At 71.9% G+C, this 19,221-nt stretch carries 15 protein-coding genes; 1 reads left to right on the forward strand and 14 read right to left on the reverse strand.

Annotation, left to right across the window (positions count from 1 at the left end; translation table 11 throughout):
• Window position 1 precedes the first annotated feature (1 nt).
• The 14 genes from QJ852_22055 to QJ852_22120 form a co-directional block, all read right to left on the reverse strand.
• Complete coding sequence (locus QJ852_22055; protein ID WGX95825.1) at window positions 2–2,296, reverse strand: molybdopterin-dependent oxidoreductase; 2,295 nt, start codon at window positions 2,294–2,296, stop codon at window positions 2–4.
• Between the two features lie 28 nt (window positions 2,297–2,324).
• Window positions 2,325–2,744 (reverse strand): OsmC family protein, encoded by a 420-nt coding sequence (locus tag QJ852_22060; GenBank protein WGX95826.1) that lies wholly within the window; start codon window positions 2,742–2,744, stop codon window positions 2,325–2,327.
• 9 nt (window positions 2,745–2,753) lie between these two features.
• A complete protein-coding gene (locus QJ852_22065) occupies window positions 2,754–3,542 on the reverse strand; it encodes a VOC family protein (protein WGX95827.1) in 789 nt (262 codons plus the stop codon).
• Window positions 3,539–4,834 (reverse strand): FAD-dependent oxidoreductase, encoded by a 1,296-nt coding sequence (locus QJ852_22070; GenBank protein ID WGX95828.1) that lies wholly within the window; start codon window positions 4,832–4,834, stop codon window positions 3,539–3,541. The genes QJ852_22065 and QJ852_22070 overlap by 4 nt, the downstream gene beginning before the upstream one ends.
• A complete protein-coding gene (locus QJ852_22075; GenBank protein ID WGX95829.1) occupies window positions 4,827–6,014 on the reverse strand; it encodes an aminotransferase class I/II-fold pyridoxal phosphate-dependent enzyme in 1,188 nt (395 codons plus the stop codon). The genes QJ852_22070 and QJ852_22075 overlap by 8 nt, the downstream gene beginning before the upstream one ends.
• Window positions 6,015–6,016: 2 nt before the next feature.
• Entirely contained in the window at window positions 6,017–7,090 is a 1,074-nt protein-coding gene (locus QJ852_22080) for an LLM class flavin-dependent oxidoreductase (protein WGX95830.1), read from the reverse strand.
• Complete coding sequence (locus tag QJ852_22085; protein WGX95831.1) at window positions 7,087–9,105, reverse strand: FAD-dependent oxidoreductase; 2,019 nt, start codon at window positions 9,103–9,105, stop codon at window positions 7,087–7,089. Before QJ852_22085 ends, QJ852_22080 begins: the two co-directional genes overlap by 4 nt.
• A 144-nt stretch (window positions 9,106–9,249) precedes the next feature.
• Window positions 9,250–10,029, reverse strand: coding sequence for an IclR family transcriptional regulator (locus QJ852_22090; protein WGX95832.1), 780 nt, complete (start codon window positions 10,027–10,029; stop codon window positions 9,250–9,252).
• A gap of 62 nt (window positions 10,030–10,091) precedes the next feature.
• Window positions 10,092–10,394, reverse strand: coding sequence for an NIPSNAP family protein (locus tag QJ852_22095; protein ID WGX95833.1), 303 nt, complete (start codon window positions 10,392–10,394; stop codon window positions 10,092–10,094).
• Between the two features lie 61 nt (window positions 10,395–10,455).
• Complete coding sequence (locus QJ852_22100; GenBank protein ID WGX95834.1) at window positions 10,456–11,277, reverse strand: amino acid ABC transporter ATP-binding protein; 822 nt, start codon at window positions 11,275–11,277, stop codon at window positions 10,456–10,458.
• On the reverse strand, window positions 11,274–12,236 hold the full coding sequence (locus QJ852_22105; GenBank protein WGX95835.1) for an amino acid ABC transporter permease: 963 nt from the start codon (window positions 12,234–12,236) through the stop codon (window positions 11,274–11,276). The genes QJ852_22100 and QJ852_22105 overlap by 4 nt, the downstream gene beginning before the upstream one ends.
• Before the next feature lie 151 nt (window positions 12,237–12,387).
• Window positions 12,388–13,365 carry a transporter substrate-binding domain-containing protein gene (locus tag QJ852_22110; GenBank protein ID WGX95836.1) on the reverse strand — a complete coding sequence of 326 codons (978 nt, stop codon included), beginning with the start codon at window positions 13,363–13,365 and terminating at the stop codon, window positions 12,388–12,390.
• 133 nt (window positions 13,366–13,498) lie between these two features.
• On the reverse strand, window positions 13,499–15,466 hold the full coding sequence (locus QJ852_22115) for an acetoacetate--CoA ligase (protein ID WGX95837.1): 1,968 nt from the start codon (window positions 15,464–15,466) through the stop codon (window positions 13,499–13,501).
• A 50-nt stretch (window positions 15,467–15,516) separates the two neighbouring features.
• A complete protein-coding gene (locus QJ852_22120) occupies window positions 15,517–17,169 on the reverse strand; it encodes an FAD-dependent oxidoreductase (protein WGX95838.1) in 1,653 nt (550 codons plus the stop codon).
• 135 nt (window positions 17,170–17,304) lie between these two features.
• Here QJ852_22120 and QJ852_22125 point away from each other — a divergent pair, with 135 nt between their 5' ends.
• The gene (locus QJ852_22125) at window positions 17,305–19,197 is read left to right on the forward strand and encodes a PAS domain S-box protein (GenBank protein WGX95839.1); all 1,893 of its coding nucleotides are present in this window, start codon (window positions 17,305–17,307) and stop codon (window positions 19,195–19,197) included.
• Window positions 19,198–19,221: the final 24 nt, after the last annotated feature.

Genomic DNA, 19,221 nt, shown 5'->3' on the forward strand with positions numbered 1-19,221 from the left:
CTCAGCCGGGCGCTGCCCGCGTCACGCGGACATCGGGCGCACGGCCGTCGAACCGGGCGACGCGAACCCTGGCCAGCTGGCCGCTGCATCCCTGGGTCAGGCGCGAGGTGCCCACGTCGGCAGTGAGCACGTTCGGGTTGCCGTGGATGCACAGCTCCTTGCCGTCGACCTCCACCGGCTCGAACCAGGCGCCGGTCGACAGCTGGACCACCCCCGCCTTCACGTCGGGCGACACGACCGCGCCGGCCAAGCAGGCCCCCCGCTCGTTGCTGATCAGGACGACGTCCCCGTCGCCGATGCCGCGGGGGCCGGCGTCATCGGGATGGATCCGGACCGGCTCGCGACCGGCCACCTTGGACGCCTGGCTGAAGGAGCCCGGGTCCAGCTGGCTGTGGAGGCGGGTCGCGGGGTTGTTGGCCAGCAGCTGCAGCCACCCGTCCGCGAGATCCCGGTCGCTGACGCGCTCGGTCGACTCGAACCACGCGACGTGACCCCAGCAGTCGTCGTACCCGAACGAGGCGATCTCCTCGGAGTAGAGCTCGATCCGTCCGCTCGGCGTGGGCAGCCGGTGGGTGGCGGGGTCGCGGCGGAAGAGCTCGATCGGCGACCCCTCCCGCGGCTGCGGCGGGATCGGCATCCCGCCGGCCCGCCAGAACTCGTCCCAGCTCGGCGCCGACACCCCGACGTCGGCAGCCGATCCCCGCAGGTCCTCGTACATCTCCCGGAGCCACACGTCGCTGCTCCTGCCGCCGGTGTACGCCCGCGCGACGCCGAGACGCTCGGCGATCGACGCGAGGATCTCGAAGTCGTCCCTCGCCTCGCCGTGCGGCGCGGCGACCTGGTGCATCGCGATCAGGCGGCGGTCGTGCCGGCCGGCGCCCAGGTCCCGGCGCTCCAGCGAGACCGTCGCCGGGAGGACGATGTCGGCCAGCCGCGCTGTCGAGGTCCAGTACTGCTCGTGCACCACCACCGTGTCCGGTCGGGTGAACGCCTCGCGGAGCCGGAACAGGTCCTGGTGGTGGTGGAAGGGGTTGCCGCCGGCCCAGTAGACGAGCCGGATGTCCGGGTAGGTCAGCACCTGCCCGTCGTAGTCGTAGGTCTCGCCCGCACCGAGGAGGAGGTCCGCGATCCGCGCGACGGGGATGAAGTCGCGCACCGGGTTGGCGCCCTGCGGCAGCGCCGGGACCGGGAACGCCATCGGCGGGGCGCCGTTGTTGCCCATGGAGCCCAGCGAGTACGCGTAGCCCCGGCCGGGATGCCCCACCTCGCCGAGCAGGCAGGCCAGGGTGAGCGCGGCCCAGAGCGGCTGCTCCCCGTGCTGCGAGCGCTGCAGCGAGTGCGTGGTGTTGATCAGCGTCCGCGCTTCGGAGGCGCGCCGGGCCAGGGCGATGATCTCGTCGGCCGGTACGTCGCAGAGCGGCGCCGCCCAGGCCGGGTCCTTCGGCACTCCGTCGCTCTCCCCGAGCACATAGCGGCGGACCTGCTCGAAGCCGACGGTGTAGCGATCCAGGAAGTCCGTGTCGTGGCGGTCCTCGGAGATCAGGACCCAGCACATCGCCAGGATCAGCGGGACGTCGCCGAAGGGCCGGACCGGGATCCAGGTCGACGGGAGGTGCGGCGGATAGTCGTCGCGGAGCGGGCTGAGGTTGACCACGGTCGCGCCCCGTTCGGAGAGCTGCCGCAGGTACCCGTCGACGCGATGCTCGGCGATGCCGCCACTGGCGACGAACGTGTTCTTCCGGGGCAGCCCGCCGAAGGCGAGCACCAGCTCGGCGTTCTCGACGACGTCCTCCCACTCGTGCCACAGGCGGGCGACCACCTCGGCCCCGGCGACGACATGGGGGAAGAAGACCTCCGCGGCGCCGGCGCTGTAGGTGGCGCGCGAGCCGACGTACCCGCCGAGGACGTTCAGGAACCGGTGCACGTGACTCTGGGCGTGATGGAACCGGCCCGCCGACGACCAGCCGTAGGAGCCTCCGAAGATCGCTCGGTTGCCGTGCCGGTCGATGACCCTGCGCAGCTCCCCGGCGACCAGGTCGGCCGCCTCGTCCCAGGAGATCGGGACGAAGGGACCCACCCGTGGGCCGGGGCCCGGACCGCGCTCCAGCCAGGAGGCGCGCACCATGGGGCGGTCGACCCGGGTCGCGTGGCGGAGGCTGTCCGGGATGTTCTCCAGCAGCGGCGCCGGGTCCGCGTCGCCGGCCTGGGCCCGGACCTCCAGGTGGCCGTCGACGAGACGTGCCTCGTAGGGCCCCCAGTGGGAGCTGTGCACCTGGAAGTCCCGGCCCTCGCTCATGCGCTCCTCCTGGATCCTGGTGCTGTGCTCAGGGCGTGACGCGGACGGTGACGGTCATCGGCGCCGCCTGGGACACCGTGTAGTAGATCGGGCACAGGGAGGTGAACTCGTCGACCAGCCGCTGGGCGTCCTCCTGCGCGAGACCCTCGATGACGAAGTCCATCGTGATCGACGAGTAGACCGGCGGGCTGGCCTCCGGGTCGCGGTCGGACTCGACCGTCACCGTGACCGAGGACGGGCGCAGGTCGTACTCCTCCCCCTTGGCGAAGACGACGGCCTGGGCACAGGTGGCGAGTGCTCCGACGAGGAGCTCCTGGGCCACGAAGGCCTCGGCGACGCCTCCGGTCATGGCGGAGGCGTCGACGACGAGGTGCCGGCCCTCGGCGGACAGGATGTAGCGGCCGGGCTGGCCGGTGGTGCGGGTCTGGACGGTTGCGGTTGCGGACATGTGCCCTCCTCAGAGGCTGGTGGCGGACAGGACGATGCGGGCGGCGTGCAGGCCGCCTGGATCCAGGAGGCCGCGATCGGTGCCGGAGGCGATCTCGATCTCATGGACGACGGGGCCGGCAGCCTCCAGCCGGCGGGCCGCTTCGGTGCCCGCAGCCGGGACCAGCAGCCTGATCTCACGCGGGCCGAAGGGGTAGGCGACGACGGTGCCGTTCGCGTCCTCACTGCGGGCCGGCTCGGAGCAGCCCGTCAGCAGCACCAGCCCGGCGTGTGCCGGCGCCGGGTCTCCGGTCACGACGGTGACCGCGCGGATGCCGGTCGCGCCGTTGTCGTGCCCAGCGGTGCCGGAGACACGGACGCCGCGCGGGGTGACGTCCTCGAGGACGAAGGGAAGCTCGGGGCCGGCGACGCCGAGGCCGAGCATCGTCATCCGCAGCACCCACTCCTCCCCGTCGACCCGCTTCTTGCCGCCCTCGGCGAAGCCCGAGTTCGCGACGCCCGCAGCGGTGGCCGCGGCCACGACGCCCCGCAGGTCCGCGGTGGACACCGAGTAGTCGCAGAAGCCTTCGCCGAGCTCGTCGTACGGGAACCACCGGTGCGCGCGGGCCTGGTCGTTGTCGCGGTCGAACGCGTAGAGCTCGAGGTACGAGCCGTCCGGGAAGCAGACCAAGCGATGCTCGGCGATATGGCCCCCCTCGTCCTCGCGATGGGTGACGGCGAAGCCCGCCGCCGCGAAGGAGCGGGCGCACTCCTCGATGTCACGGGCCAGGACGATGACGTGGTCGAAGGTGGTGATCACGGACTCTCCAGAGGGGATGGGAGGGGAAAGCCCAGCGGTGCTCCGCTGTGCTGGGTGAACGGCCCGTCATCCACGTCGGTGGGCGGGACATGGGGGCGCGTGCTGGGCACGACCGCCGTGGTCGCGCCGCCCCACGGCGCCGGCGGCTGGTTGAAGGGGCTCTCGACGACGGCGAAGCGGCTCGGCGCGAACGGCGCCAGGGCGGAGGGCTGCTCCCCGGACCGGATCCATGCGGCCACCAGGTCGCCGATCACGGGCCCCAGCGCGAATCCATGACCGCTGAACCCGGCGCAGGTGAGGAGTCCCTCGACGTCGTCCGGGTGGCCGATCAGCGGAAGCAGGTCGGGGGTGAACTCGCGGATCCCGGTCCAACGCCGGGCGAGCGCCGCGGACGCGAGCATGGGAGCGACCTCGGCGGCCTTCGCCCGGGCGTCCGCGACGAAGGCGGGATGCGGCGCCAGGTCGAAGGTCCACTGCGTCGGGTCCGGCCGGGTCGCGCCCCCGAAGAGGACGGAGCCGTCCTCCCACTGACAGGCGTTGAGGTCCATTGACGCCCGGGCGACCCAGACGCTCGCGAACGTCTGGTCGAGCGGGACGGTGCGGAACATGTGGAGCCGGCTCGGCGCGATCGGGAGGTAGACACCGGCCATGGCGGCCAGGGCCGGCGCCCACGGCCCGGCGGCGTTGACCACCAGGCCGGCGGAGACGCTCCGGCCGCCGGCCAGGTCCACTCCGGTGACCGACCGCCCGTTCAGCCGTAGACCGATCACCTCCGCGTGACCCCGGAGGTCGATGCCCGCGCGGAGGGCGGCGACGCGCATGGTCTGCATGACCACCGCGGGCAGCGCCATCCCGTCGGTCGCGCAGAGCTTGCCGCCGACATGGCCCGGTGCCAGGCCGGGCGCCAGCTCCGCGACCGCGGCTTCGTCGACGATCGCCGTCTCGAGCCCGTGGGTCACCTCGGCCGCACGTCGCTCCTCGAGTCCGCGCAGCTCAGCGGGGTTCGCGGCGACGACGAGATGGCCCGTCCTCCGGTAGCCGGTGGGGCCGCCGAGGCGGTCGCCCCACTCGGGCCACGCGGCGATCGCCTGTCCGGCGAGTGCCAGCTCCGGGAGGGCGCGTCCCTGCTGGCGGACGCCACCGCCGTTGCGCGACGACGCCGCGTGCCCTGGAACGTCCTTGTCGAGGACGGTCACCATGAGGCCGCTCTCGGCTAGTGACAGCGCGATCGAGAGACCGACGATGCCCCCGCCGACGATGACGACGTCCGCGGTCCTCCGCTCCTCAGCCATGGGGTCCGGCCGCGCTGAGGTTGTCCAGCGCCTTTGCGGCCTGGGCCAGGATCTGGTCGAAGATCTCGGGGGACGTGGCCAGGTTGACCCGGACGAACGGCGCGTAGGCCGCTCCGAACTCGGCACCGGGGGTGAAGACCACGCCGCCCTCCCGCTTGAAGAACTCGGCCGGGGGCTCCTCGAGACCGAGGCGGCCGCAGTCGACCCAGTACAGGTAGGTCGAGGTCGGGTACGCCGCGTCGAGCCGGTCGCCGTACTGCTCCAGGAACGCCTCCATCCGGCTCCGGTTCGTCCTGATGATGTCGAGGACCTGCTCGAACCAGGCGTGGCCGGACTCCCAGGCGACGGTGGTCGCCTCGACCCCCATGATGTTCGCGCCGCCGAGCATCCGGGGCGGGAAGGTGGCGTGGAACCGCTCCTGCAGCGCGGCCGAGCCGAAGTGGAGGACGGCGCAGCGCAGACCGGCGAGGCCGAACGACTTGCCGGCCGAGTACATGGTGACGGTCCGCTCGGCGATCTCGGGACTGACCGAGGCGAACGGGATGTGCTGCGCGGAGTCGAGCATGAAGTCCGCCCAGATCTCGTCGCTCGCGATCACCGCGTCCTGTTCGATGGCGATCTCGCCGATCGCCAGCAGCTCGTCGCGCGTGAATGCCCGACCGGTGGGGTTGTGGGGGTGGCAGAAGAGCAGCAGCGGCGAGTCGCGGAGCGCGGCGCGGAGCCCGTCGAGATCGACCGACCAGCCGCGATCGGCGTACCGCATGTGGTCGACGACCATGACTCGGCCGCTGTCCTCGATACCTTCCCGGAACGGGTCGTAGGTCGGGCCCTGGACCACCACCTCGTCACCGGGCGCGCTGAATGCCTGGACGGTGTCGAAGACGCCCTGGACCAGGTCGGTGCAGGCGAGAACCCGCGCCGGGTCGACCTCCCAGCCGAACCGGTCGCGCATCCGCGCGGCGAAGGCCCGGCCGAGTGCGGGACCGAGGAGGGTTCCGCCGCGGATCGCGTAGCCGAAGTCGGACTCCGCGACCAACCGCGCCAGTGCCTCGGTCACTGCCTCCGGCGCCCGGAAGTCCATGTCCGCGACCCAGGACGGCAGATGGTCCGGCCCGAAGTACGCCCACTTCGCGCCGCGGCGCGCCTCGAGCTCGGCGCGGGTCAGGATCGGGTTGTCCATGCTCATGCTTCCTCCCGGGATGGGGTGTCAGGGTCGGTTCGGTCAGGGGTGGCGGTCAGACGGGAACGCGCCAGATCGAGCGCCCGGCCGAGCAGTCCGGCGTCCGTCGTGGTCGGCACCGCAAGGCTGAGCTCATCGGCGAGGCCCGCGTACGCGCCGATCTGCTCGGCGGTCTCCTCGGGTGTGCCGGCGATGCCGAGCCGGGACACGAACGCCCGGGAGAGCCGGGCCTCCAGGACCGCGGCCTCGACGCCGGCCGCCCGCCCTCGCTGCAGGACGGCGAGGTCGTCTCCGAAGCCGAGCCGCAGCAGCTGGCCATGGAAGCCGCGGGTGCGGGCGAGACCGGGCAGCGGCAGCACGAGCGCGGCGGCCTGATCGACGAGGCGCGCCCGAGCGCGGGCGCCGTCCTCGTCGACGAGCAGCGGCTGGGCGACACAGATCTGCGCCGGCACCGCCAGCGCTGAGCTCCGGCGCGCCGCGACCAGCCGCGCGCGGAGGTCCGTCAGGTCCTCGGGAGCCAGCGCGGCACCGTACACGCCGTCGGCGACCTCCCCCGCGAGATCGACCAGTGCGGGCCCCGCCGCACCGAGGTAGAGCGGAACCCGCGGCGCGGTGACTCCGAGGCCGACCTCTCGCAGGCGTTCGAGGGTTCCGTCGGTCGTGATCGCGTCGCCGGCCAACAGGCCACGGAGCGCCGCGACGGCCTCCCGCAGGGCGGCGATCGGGCGGGACGATGCCGCGATCCCGTGTGCGTCCCGCCAGGCCGCGCTGTCGAGTCGTCCGGCACCGAGCCCCAGCCGGAAGCCACCGCCCTGGAGCTCGGCGAGCGTGGCCGCCGCGCCGGCGAGCGAGGTGAGCCGCCATTCGGCGACAGGCACGACCCCCGTGCCGGTGAGGACCTCACGACCTCGGCTCCGCATCCGTGACCACGCCTGGCTGGCGACGACGAAGGGGTCGTGTCCCGGGGTGGCGACGGCCCAGAGGGAGTCGATCGGCAGGTCGGCGGCCCGCTCGACGAAGTCGAGCGCGTCGTGCAGGCTGCTGCTCCGGGCCCGGACGCCGAGGCCGATCCTCACAGGCTCCTCGCCGCCCTGGCGCCCTCGAAGATCGCCTGTTCCAACTGCCGCGGCGCCCAGCAGTCACCGATCGCGTGCAGCTCGAACGGATCGTTCCGCAGCTCGCGCCACAGGTCGCGGTCCGCCCGTCCCTTGCTCACCAGCACCACGCTGTCGGCCTCGATGGTGTCGCGGTGGCCGTCGAGCCGCTGGCTGACGACGCCGGCGTCGCCGATCTCGACGATCTCCTCGAGGGAGCGCATGACGACGCCGGCGGTCAGCAGGCGCTCGTAGAAGAGCCGCCAGGTCATCAGGTCGCCGTCGACTCCGGGGAACGGTGCCGGCGTCACGAGCGTGACCGTGCTTCCCGCCTCGGTCAGCGCTTCGGCCACGCTCATGCCGGCCCATCGGCCGTCCCAGTCACCGACCACGACCCGGCCGACGGGTACGTCGCCGCGCAGTGCCGCCCGCCCGGAGTGGACGTGGGCGCGGTCGTTGCCGTCGACGTCCTGGAGGCTGTCCGCGGCGCCCGTGGCGACGATGACGACGTCCGGATCCATCTCGCGCACCGCATCGGCGTCCGCCTCGGTCCCGAGCCGGACGTCGACGTCGTGCAGCTTCAGCTGACGCTCGTACCAGCCGAGGATCCTCCCGTAGTCACCGCGGTGCGGACTCGACTCGATGTAGTGGAGCTGGCCGCCGAGCCGTTCGGCGCGTTCGATCAGGGTGACCCGGTGCCCGTTCTTGGCGGCGGCGCGGGCCGCTTCCAGCCCGCCCGGACCGCCGCCGACCACGATCACGCGGCGCGCGGCCGGACGGCCCACCGCGGAGAGCGGGACCCAGGTGTGCTCCCGGCCGACCCGCGGGTTGTAGACGCAGGTGATCGGGCCGACCCGCTGCTGGCGGGAGAAGCAGCCCTCGTTGCAGTAGATGCACGCGCGGATCTCGTCGACGCGTCCCTGCACAGCCTTCGTGACGAGCTCGGGCTCGGCGATGTGCGCGCGGGTCATCGCGACCATGTCGGCGCCGCCGGACGCGACGATCTGGTCGGCGACGTCCAGGTCGTGGATCTTGCCCACCGTGAACACCGGGATGTCGACGGCCGCCCGGACCGCACGCGCGAGCGGCACCAGCGCGCCCTGCGGCACGGTGATCGTCGGATAGTGGACCGAGCGGCTCAGCATGCTCGAGTTGGAGCCCGCCGAGATGTCGACGAAGTCGAGCCGCCCCCACGCGATCATCCGGTGCAGCCAGCGCAGTCCGTCCTCCAGGCGGTACCCGTTGTTGATGACCTCGTCGACGCTGAACCGGATCCCGAAGGTGAAGTCGTCCCCGACCGCCGCCCGCGTCGCCTCCAGCACCTCGCGCGCCATCCGGAGCCGGTTCTCCTCACTGCCGCCGTACTCGTCGGTGCGGCGGTTGGAGAACGGTGAGAGGAACTCCTGCACCAGGTTCCCATGGGCGAAGGAGAGCTCGACGCCGTCGAGGCCTCCCTGCTTGCAGCGCAGCGCACCCGCCGCGAAGGCGGCCACGATGGCGGCGATCTCGTCGTGCTCGAGCTCGTGCGGGATGTCGCGGGTGCGGTCCATGGGGATCGCGGAAGGTCCCAGCGGCGGCTCGCCGTCCACGCCCATGACCACATTGCGGCCGCTGTGGGAGAGCAGTGCCATGATCGCCGCACCCTCGGCGTGCACGGCGTCGGCGATGCGCCGGTAGTCGGGGATGATCGAGTCGTCGATGTTCTGCATCCCCCGCGCGGTGGCGGAGACACCGACGGCGGCCGACGGGTCGATCGAGGTCGCTTCCAGCACGATCAGGCCGACGCCGCCCCGGGCCCGCTCGACGTGGTACGCGAGGAGCTGGTCAGTGACGCCCCCGTTGCTGAACCCGGTCCCGTGCGCACTGCTGAACACACGGTTCCTGATCGTCACCTGCCCGACGCGCAGCGGGGACAGCACGTGGGCGAGCGAAGGGTCCGAGGAGCGCCCCGGCTCGGCGGGGGGCGGGTCGTAGACAAGACGGTCGATGGTTGCCACACCCAAGATCTATCACCATGGAAGATCTTTCCACAAGCGTATGTGGAAACTATTTCCACAGTCGCGCGCGAGGGTGTGGCCGGGAAGACGAGGGGCCCGGTGACCGATCGGTCACCGGGCCCCTCGGCGCGCGCAGCGCCGCGCTCAGATCTGCGGGAAGGACGCCGCCTGCCCGATCCGGGGCGCCGCCTGCTCCATGCAGGACAGGACGTCCTCGAGACGATCGTCGGTGATCCGCTGGATGGGCCCCTCCACGCAGAGCGCGGCGACCGTGGCGCCGCCGGCGTCGCGGATCGGGACCGCGAGCGCGCGGACACTCGCGTTCATCTCCTCGTTGTTGACGGAGTATCCCTGCTTCGCGATCCGGGTCAGCTCCTTCACGAGCTTGCGCGGATCGGTGATGGTGGCCGGGGTGAACCGGGCCAGCTCGCCGAGTCGCTGCACCGCGCCCTGCGGGTCCGCCTCGAGGGAGAGGAAGAGCTTGCCGACCGCGGTCGCGTGCATGGCGATGACCGGTCCCGTCGTCAGGTGCACGCGCAGCGCCTGCTGTGACTCGACCCAGCTCACCATCGAGGCTCGCGAGCCGCGGACCACCGCGATGGCCGCGGTCTCCCCGGTCTGCTCGACGACCTCCGCCAGGATCTCGTTGGCACCGGTCAGACCGATGCGCCGCCCGGCCAGCTGACCGAGCGTCAGGAGGGCAGGGCCGAGATAGTACTTCTCGGTCTCGGGATCCTGCACGAGGAACCGACCGCGCACGAGCGCCTGGGCGATCCGGTGGGCCGTGCTCAGGGGCAGCTCCAGACGCTCGCGGATCTCGCTGACCGATACGTCGCCGTCGAAGTCGTGGAAGGCGTTGAGCAGGTCGACCGCGCGGTCGATCGCTCGGCTTCCGGTCCTGGGCTCAGCTGCACTCTGGGTCATGGTGGCTCACATACTGACAGCAGGCCGGGCGGATACGCACGAAGACGCCGGACCGGACCACGTCAGCGTGACGTGAACACGTCCTCGACCGGGCGTACGTCGACCGCCTCGACATAGTCGGCGGCGTCCCAGGTGACCTGGGCGCGGAGCGGACTGTCGTAGTAGTCCTGCTCGGCGGCGTCGTAGTCGCCCGCGCCGGACCAGCCCACGATCCAGACGAACTCCCGCGTCTGCGGCGAGAACCACGAGCCCACGACGTCGAAGCCGACCTCGCGGCGCAGCGGCACCAGGGTGTCGTTCCACTTCTCGATGAACTCGGCCTCCCGGCCCGCTCGCAGGGTGTAGGTGCGCAGGCGCAGCTGCATGGATGTGTCCTTTCGTCTCCCCGACTCCGGGCCGGGATCTGCTGGTTCGCTGTCCGACGGCTCAGACGAGCCGGCTGAGGAAGGCCTGGGCCCTGGGGTGCGTCGGATGGTCGAGGACCTGGTCGGGCGCGCCGACCTCGGCGATCAGGCCGCCGTCGACGAAGGCGACCCGGCGGGCGACCTCGCGGGCGAAGGTCATCTCGTGGGTGACCACGACCATGGTCATGCCGGTCGCCGCGAGCTCCTTCATCGCCGTGAGGACCTCCATCACGAGCTCGGGATCCAGCGCACTGGTCGGCTCGTCGAAGAGCATCAGCCGCGGCTTCATCGCGAGCGCGCGCGCGATCGCCACCCGCTGCTGCTGACCACCCGAGAGGTGCCGCGGATAGGCCTTGGCCTTCGCCTCCAGTCCGACCAGGCTGAGCAGCTCCTGCGCCGTCGCGACGGCCTCGCGCTTCGGAACTCTCCCGACGTGGACGGGAGCCTCGATCAGGTTCTCCATGACCGTCAGGTGGGGGAACAGGTTGAAGTGCTGGAACACCATGCCGATCTCGGCACGCTGCCGGCGCACCTCTCGCGGCCTCAGCTCCTTGAGCACCGTGGCGCCGTCCCGCCGGACCGACTCGCGGTAGGCCACCAGCTCACCGTTGACGGCGATCGATCCCGAGTCCCAGGTCTCGAGCCGGTTGATGCAGCGCAGCAGCGTGCTCTTGCCGGAGCCGGACGCACCGATCAGGCACACCACCTCACCCTCCGCCACATCCAGCGAGAGGCCGCGGAGCACCTCGAGCTCGCCGTAGCTCTTGTGCAGGTCGCGGACCTCGACCATGGCCCGCCCGCCGGCTCGGCCCGGCAGGTCCGCGGGAGCAGTCTGCGTGTTCATTCCCTACCTCGCTTCGGGGTGATGACCGCGCCGCGCGTGCGCAGGAGCGCGCGGCGGACCTGCTGCCAGGGGCTCACCACGGCGGATCGGGTGGCACCGCGTCCGTAGTAGCGCTCGACGAAGTACTGGAGGATCGAGAGGACCGCCGTCATGAACATGTACCAGAGCGTGGCGACGACGAGGAGGGGCACCACCTCGAAGGTCCGGTTGTAGATGAACTGCGCCGCGTAGAGCAGCTCGTCCACCGCGATCACCGAGACGATCGCCGTGCCCTTCAAGGTCCCGATCAACAGGTTGCCGGCCGCGGGGACGATGCTGCGCATCGCCTGCGGAAGCACGATCCGCCGCAGGATCCGCGCGCGCGACATGCCCAGCGCGTCGCCGGCCTCGGTCTGGCCATGGTCGACACTCAGGATGCCGCCGCGGACGATCTCCGCGGCGTAGGCGGCCTCGTGGAGCGTGAGCCCCAGGAACGCGGCGGTGGTCGCCGAGATCAGCTTGTTGGCGTCGCCTTCGAGGATCGGCGGGAGCAGTGGCAGGCCGATCGAGATCTTGGGGTAGAGGTAGGCGATGTTGAACCAGAGCAGCAGCTGCACCAGCAGCGGCACCGAACGGAAGACCCAGATGTAGAACCAGGCCAGCCAGGCGAGCACCGGGTTCTTCGACATGCGCGCGGTCGCGATCAAGGTGCCGAGGGCCATGCCGACGGCGGTGACCGCGAAGGTCAGCACGATGGTGAGCTTCAGGCCGTCGAGGATGCCCGGATCGAAGAGGTAGTCGCCGACGACGTCCCACTGCAGCCGGCTGTTGCCGAGGATCGACTCGAGGACGAAGAACGAGAGGACGATCGCCACTGCTCCGGCCACCCATCGCCCGGGGTGCTTCAGGCCCTCCAGCGGCGGCGGGCTCCTCCAGTCCGAGGCGGGACGGGAGGCCTGGAGGTCGGCCGAGGCCGTCATGATCGCCGTCCCGGCACGGGGACGGGACCGCCTCCGCGCCCGGTGCTCCCGGGAGGAGGGATCGTCGCCGGCATCGCCGTCGGGTCGGGGTAGCGGTTACTGAGGGGCATTGCGCACTCTCCGGTGGTGGGATCTGGGATCGGTACGCCGATCAGCCGAACATCGCCGACTGGTCCCCGATGTTGATGCCGGGGGTCATCTGGCCGTCCTCGAGGTTCCAGCGCTCCAGCGCCTTCTCGTAGTAGCCGTCCGCGACGAGCTTCTCGAGTGCGGCGAGGACCGCCTCCGCGATCTGGTCGCCGTCCTTCGAGACCGTGAAGCCGTAGAAGGTGTCGGCCGGGGTCGGCGGATCGATCTGGTCGATCGTCTCGCCGTTCGCCTTGCCCCACACGACATAGCTGCTCGGCGTGAAGAAGGTGTCGATCCGGCCCGACTTGGCCGCGAGCAGCAATGCCGGCACGTCCTCGAAGTACGAGACCTCCGGGGCGTCCTTGCCGGCGTCGGTGCAGGACTCGTTCATCTGGTCGATGATGTCGATCGAGCCCTTGACGGAGCCGTAGCCGCCGCCGCAGAGGTCCTCCCAGCTCTTCATCTCGCCGACGTTGTCGCCCTGGACGGCGAGGATGTAGTTCGACTTGAAGTAGTCCACGAACTGGTAGGTCGCCTGACGCTCACGGGTGTCGGAGTTGGTCGAGAAGGCGATGTCCACCCGCTTGGAGTCGAGCGCCAGCAGCTGCGAGGCCGTGGTCGGGTAGATCGAGCCCTCGATCTCGACGCCGAGGATCTGGGCGATCGCGCTCTGGAGGTCGGGGATCACGCCGGCCACCGTGTTCGCGGTCTTGCCGGGAATCGTCAGGGGCGGATTGCCCGCGCTGAGCGCGGCCTTGAGGACACCGGAGTCCTGGACCGATGCGGGCAGCAGCGCTCGGATCTCCTGGTCGGTCTCGTAGTCGGGCTTCAACTGCTCCTGGGTCGTCAGGTCGCCTGAGGCCGGGGCGTCGCCATCCGCTTCGCCGGCGTCCGAGGACCCGCATGCCGCCAGGGAGGTGGTCAGGACGGTCGCGACGAGGAGTGCCGGGACGACCGAGACCCGTCGGCTGCGGCGCAGACCGGTGAATCGCATGCTCATGCTGCTCCAATCGGATGGTTGCGGAGGTGCGTCCGAGCCAGGTAGCCACCGCAAATATGGAAAGTGTTTCCACAACGTACGGCGCAGGCCCGTCGCTTGGCAAGGACTTGGGTGATCTTCGCGACAGCGTTCTTCATCGGTCGCCCCGACCGGCGCCGTCGTCCGCCCGGAATCGGACGTAGTCCAGCAGCGCCTCGGGGTCGTCCGTCGCGTCCAGGGCGCCGATCGCGGCCGGGTCCGCCCCCTGGAGGATCCGCTTGACGGGCACTTCCATCTTCTTGCCGGTCCGGGTGCGCGGCACCGCTCGCACCAGGACCACGCAGTCCGGCACGTGGTGCTTCGAGGCGCGCGCAGCGACGACCTCCCGCACGCGCGCCTCCGACCCGTCGTCCCACGTGGCGGAGGGAACGACGAAGAGGGGCATCCAGTAGTCCCCGTCCGGGCGCTCCACCCCGACGACCAGGGAGTCCCGGACGTCGGCGAGCGACTCGACGGCCGCGTAGATCTCCGCGCTGCCCAGCCTGATCCCACGCCGGTTGAGGGTCGCGTCCGACCGGCCGTGCATCTGCACGGTCCCGAGCGGCGTCACCGTGATCCAGTCACCCTGGCGCCAGACGCCCGGGTACGTCGAGAAGTACGCCTGCCGATAGCGGGAGCCGTCGGGGTCGTCCCAGAACATCACCGGCATCGACGGCATCGGCCGGGTGACGACCAGCTCGCCGACCTGGTCGGTCACCGGCCGCCCCTCGTCGTCCCACGCCTCCAGGGCGACGCCGAGGGCGCGGGCGCTGATCTCGCCGTCGTACCCGGCCGTGGTGGGTGCGGCGCCGACGAACGACCCGACGACATCGGTCCCCCCGCTCACCGAGGCGAGCTGGACGCGGTCGCCCAGGACCGCCCGTACCCAGCGGTTCGCACTCGCCGGCAGCGTCGAGCCGGTGGACGCGATGGTGCGCAGCGCCGTACCCGAGGGCGGACCGACACCCGCCGCCTCGGATGCGGCCAGGTATCCCGGACTGGTCCCGAAGACGGCCACGTCGCGCTCGGCCACCAGGTCCCAGAGCCGGTGCGGCCCGGGATGGAGCGGGTCGCCGGCGTACAGGACGATGGTGGCGCCGAGCAGCAGTCCGCAGACCTGGACGTTCCACATCATCCAGTTCGGCGTCGTGTACCAGAAGAACGTGTCCTCACCGCGCAGATCGGTGTGGAGCCCCAGCGACTTGAGCTGCTCGAGCAGCACACCACCGTGGCCATGGACGATCGCCTTCGGCCGGCCGGTCGTCCCGCTCGTGAAGAGGGCCCACAACGGGTGGTCGAACGGGACCGGCAGCGCCGACGGCCCGCCGTCGTCCGGCGGCACGAGAGCGTCCGGCCAGGGGAACGAGGGCACCCCGGCAGGTGTCGCGATCCCACCCCCGACGGTGATCACCGTCGCCAGCGTCGGGAGCCGGGCGCAGAGCTCCGCGGCAGCGGTACGGCGCTCGTGCCACCTGCCTCGGAAGGTGTAGCCGCTGCCGGCCACGAGCACCCGCGGCCCGAGCTGGGCGAGTCGGTCGGCGGCGGCCCCGGCACCGTAGTCCATGCCGACCTGCGCCCAGAGCGCCCCCAGGGAGGCCGTGGCCAGGAATGCCACCACCCCCTCGTAGCCGTTGGGCAGGTAGCCGACGACCCGGTCCCCCTTCCCCACGCCGCGACCGCGCAGGAAGGCCGCCATCGCTCGGACGTCGGATCGCAGCTGGGCATAGGTCCACGACGCGGAGACGCCGTCCTCCTGCTCGACGACGATCGCCGTCCGGGCCGGGTCCGCGCCGCGGCCGATGTGGTCGACCAGGTTCAGCGTCGCGCCCGGGAACCAGGTCGCCCCCGGCATCGTGGTGCTGCCCAGCACCCGGTCGGCCGGCGTCGCGAAGCGCACGTCGAAGTACATCGCGAGCGCACCCCAGAAGGCGGCCGGGTCCGCGACACTCCAGCGCCGCAGGCCCTCGTAGTCCCGCTCCACCGCTTCGGGCGCCGAGCGGTTCCGGCGTGCCCACCGGGCGAAGTCGGTGATCCGTGCCGCGGCGACGGCCTCGGGGCTGGGAGTCCAGTCGGGCTCGCGCATGGGCTTCTCCTTGCTCGGCCGGTGGTCCGGCCGGGTCGGGGGCGGCGGGGTCAGTGGTCGGAGGTGCGCCACGCCGGGCTCCGGCCGGCCGCCGCGCGCCAGGTCCGGATGCCGCCGTCCAGGTTGCGGACGTCGATGCCGTGCTGGGCCAGGATGCGGGCGGCGACATGCCCGCGCTGACCGACCGCGCAGTAGACGACCACGCTCGGTCCGAGCTCCGCGATCCGGGCGCGCAGCTCGTCCAGCGGAATGTTCAGCGCGCCCGCAACGGCATCCTGCGCGAACTCGCCGGCCGTGCGTACGTCGACGAGCCGCGCTCCCCCGGCCACCGCCTCGTCGAGCTCGTGCCACTGCACGGTCCGGCTCCGGCCGTCGCGGAGGTTCTCGGCCATGTACCCCAGCATGTTGACCGGGTCCTTGGCCGATCCGAACTGCGGGGCGTAGGCGAGCTCGAGGTTCGCGAGGTCGCTGGCCCTGAGACCCGCCGCCATGGCGGTCGCGATCACGTCGATCCGCTTGTCGACACCGGTGCCCCCGACCGCCTGGGCACCGAGGATCGCGTCGTCGGCCGCGTCGACCACGAGCTTGAGGGACATCTGCTCGGCGCCCGGGTAGTAGCCGGCGTGATCGAGGGGGTGGGAGTGCAGCACCCGGACGTCGATCCCGCGCAGCCGGCAGGTCCGCTCGCTGTCTCCGGTCATCGCCACGACCGTGCCGAGCACCTCCACGATCGCGGTGCCGCGCGTCAGCCGCGCCGTCGAGGCGTGACCGCTGAGCACGTCGGCGACCCGCCGCCCCTGGAGGTTCGCGGTGTTCGCCAGGGGGACGTCGCGCATGCCCCGCGGCGAGCGCTTCGCGACCGCGTCACCGACCGCGTACACACCGGGCACGCTGGTGCGCTGATGGTCGTCGACATAGATCGCCCCGGTGTCGGACACCTCGGCGCCCGCGGCGACCGCGAGCCTGCTCTCCGGGCGCACACCCGCGGCGAGGACGACCAGGTCGGCCGGCACGCTCGCGCCGTCCGCCAGGACCACCGTGTCCGACCGGACGCCCACGACGCGCGCACCGGTGACCACGGCGACGCCCGCCGCGCGCAGCGCGGACTCCACCACGGCCGCCAGCTCGACGTCGACCGGACCGAGCACCTGCGGCGCGGCCTCGAGGACCGTGACCGCGAGCCCCCGCCGGACCAGGTTCTCGGCCATCTCCAGGCCGATGAAGCCGGCGCCGATCACGGCGGCGGTCGCCGCCCCCTCGTCGATGGCCCGCATCATGCGGCCGACGTCGTCGAGGTCGCGGCAGGCCAGGGCACGGTCGATCCCGGGGACCGCCGGCCGGACCGGCGCGGCCCCGGTGCTCAGCACCAGGTCGTCGTACGCGAGCTCGAAGGCGGCATCGGCGGCCAGGTCACGGACGGTGACCACCTTGCGGACCGGGTCGACCGCCGTCACCTCGTGCCGGGTCCGCACATCGAGTCCGAACCGCGCCCCCAGGGACCGGGGGGTCTGCAGGAGGACCGATCCCTCCTCCGCGATGACGCCGCCCACCAGGTACGGCAGGCCGCAGTTGGCGTAGGAGACGTGCGGCCCTCGCTCCAACACCACGATGTCGTCGGTCTCGTTCAGGCGACGGAGCCGAGTGGCCGCGGACATACCGCCCGCCACTCCCCCGACGATCACCGTGCGTCGCGCGTTGGTCATCCCGGCATCGTAGAGGAATGTGGAAAGTCTTTCCACAAATTGCGATGAGGTTGTCGGGCCGCAGAGAGTATGCGGGCGGCCGTTCCGGGCACCGATCGGCGGACGTGGGGACGAGCGGGACGTGAGGGTGGTGGCGTGGCGGAGCGGCCGACCGTGCTGATCGTGGACGACTCACCGGAGCTGCGCACGCTCGTCGGCGCGCGACTGCGGCAGTCGGGCCTGTTCGCGGTGGTGGCCGAGGGCGGCGACGGCGGTGAGGCGCTGATGCTGGCCCACGAGCACCAGCCGACCCTGGTGCTGCTCGACACCTCGATGCCGGTGCTGGACGGTCTCGAGTGTCTGCCCCTCGTCCTGGCCGTCTCCCCGGAGAGCAAGGTGGTGATGTACACCGGATTCCGGGCCGCGGGACTCGCCGACCGCGCACGCGAGCTGGGCGCGGTGGACTTCGTCGAGAAGTCACTGCCCCTCGACACCCTGGTGGAGCGGCTGTGGCAGCACGCCTCCGCCCCGGCGCCGGGAGCCACCCGGCCACCCGGCCGCCCGCTCCGGCTGGCCCAGGGCGACGACCCGGCTGCCCGGGACCAGCGGGTGCTCGACGAACACCTCGAGCGCTACCGCGAGGTGTTCGACCAAGCCACCATCGGGATGGCGACGATGACGCTCAACGGCAGCATGGTCCGGGCCAACCGGGCGCTCGTGGAGATGGTCGGGCGTCCGGCGGGCGACCTGATCGGCCTCGACTACGGCGTGCTGACCCGTCAGCACGGCGACCAGCTCGACGACGCGTTGGCACGGATCACCGAGCACGGCGAGGAGCTCGTCGCGTTCGAGCACCCCCTCGAGAGCGACCCGCCGACCCGGACGGTGCGGGTGACCCTCACCCCCGTCCGGGACTCGCGGGGTGATCCGCTCTACGTCTTCGCCCAGGTCCGGGACGTGACCACCGAGCTGGCCCTGCGACGCAGCGAGGAGATCTTCCGGCTGCTGGTGACGGCGGTCAAGGACTACGCCATCTTCATGCTCGACGTCCACGGCAGGGTCGCGAGCTGGAACGCCGGGGCGGCCCACATCAAGGGCTACACCGCCGAGGAGATCTCCGGACAGCACTTCCGGGTGTTCTATCCGCCGGAGGAACAGGCCTCCGGCCACCCCGAGCGGAACCTCGCGATGGCGCTGCGCGACGGTGTCCACGCGGAGGAGGGCTGGCGGGTACGCCGCGACGGGAGCACCTTCTGGGCGCGCGTCGTCATCACCGCCGTGTACGACGACGAGGGCCGGCACGTCGGCTTCGCGAAGGTGACCCGCGACCAGACCGAGCAGCGTGCGCACGAGGAGGAGCGCCGGCGGGCCCTGGAGCAGCAGGCCCACCTGCTGGCCGTGACCGCTCACGAGCTGCGGACGCCGGCCGCGGTGATCGAGGGGGCGGTGGGCATGCTGCGCGAGGACGCGCGCCTCGATCCCGGCGAGCGCCGCCAGGTCCTCGAGGCCATGGCGTCGAGCGCCCAGCGCCTCCAGCGGCTCCTCACCGATCTCGGCACCGCGTCGGACGTCCAGGCAGACGCCCTCGCGCTCGAACTGGAGGCCGTGTCACTTCGCCGTGTCCTGCTGTCGGCGACCGACCGTCTCCACGCGGCGCACGCCGACGCCCGGGTGCGGGTGCACGTCGACAGCGACGTCGAGCTGATCGCCGATCCCGCCCGGCTCGGCCAGGCGCTGGACAACCTCCTCGAGAACGCCGTGCGCCACGGCCGGCCGCCCGTGGTCGTCTCCGGCGAGCGGACCGCCGACGGCGTGCGCATCGTCGTCAGCGACGCGGGGCCGGGTGTCCTGCAGCGCCTGGGCGAGCGCGTCTTCGAGCGCTTCGTACACGCCGGCCCGGCCGCCGGCAGCGGTCTCGGTCTCTATCTCGTGCGCGAGATCGCCCGGCTCCACGGGGGCGAGGCGCGCTATGCCACCGAGGGTCCCGGTCGCCCCGCCTTCGTCCTCGACCTGCCGGCCCGGCCCCAGGTCCCCCGCACGGAGGTGTGAGCGCGGGACCTGGTGCGGGCCGAA

The sequence above is a fragment of the Nocardioides sp. L-11A genome, assembly GCA_029961745.1.
In the GTDB taxonomy this organism is placed as follows: Bacteria; Actinomycetota; Actinomycetes; order Propionibacteriales; family Nocardioidaceae; genus Nocardioides.

Bases quoted from the DNA above. Each gene is read 5' to 3' on its own strand.
- QJ852_22055 (WGX95825.1), bottom strand. From the start codon at position 2,296: ATGAGCGAGGGCCGGGACTTCCAGGTGCACAGCTCCCACTGGGGGCCC.
- QJ852_22060 (WGX95826.1), bottom strand. From the start codon at position 2,744: ATGTCCGCAACCGCAACCGTCCAGACCCGCACCACCGGCCAGCCCGGC.
- QJ852_22070 (WGX95828.1), bottom strand. From the start codon at position 4,834: ATGGCTGAGGAGCGGAGGACCGCGGACGTCGTCATCGTCGGCGGGGGC.
- QJ852_22075 (WGX95829.1), bottom strand. From the start codon at position 6,014: ATGGACAACCCGATCCTGACCCGCGCCGAGCTCGAGGCGCGCCGCGGC.
- QJ852_22090 (WGX95832.1), bottom strand. From the start codon at position 10,029: ATGACCCAGAGTGCAGCTGAGCCCAGGACCGGAAGCCGAGCGATCGAC.
- QJ852_22095 (WGX95833.1), bottom strand. From the start codon at position 10,394: ATGCAGCTGCGCCTGCGCACCTACACCCTGCGAGCGGGCCGGGAGGCC.
- QJ852_22100 (WGX95834.1), bottom strand. From the start codon at position 11,277: ATGAACACGCAGACTGCTCCCGCGGACCTGCCGGGCCGAGCCGGCGGG.
- QJ852_22105 (WGX95835.1), bottom strand. From the start codon at position 12,236: ATGACGGCCTCGGCCGACCTCCAGGCCTCCCGTCCCGCCTCGGACTGG.
- QJ852_22110 (WGX95836.1), bottom strand. From the start codon at position 13,365: ATGAGCATGCGATTCACCGGTCTGCGCCGCAGCCGACGGGTCTCGGTC.
- QJ852_22115 (WGX95837.1), bottom strand. From the start codon at position 15,466: ATGCGCGAGCCCGACTGGACTCCCAGCCCCGAGGCCGTCGCCGCGGCA.
- QJ852_22120 (WGX95838.1), bottom strand. From the start codon at position 17,169: ATGACCAACGCGCGACGCACGGTGATCGTCGGGGGAGTGGCGGGCGGT.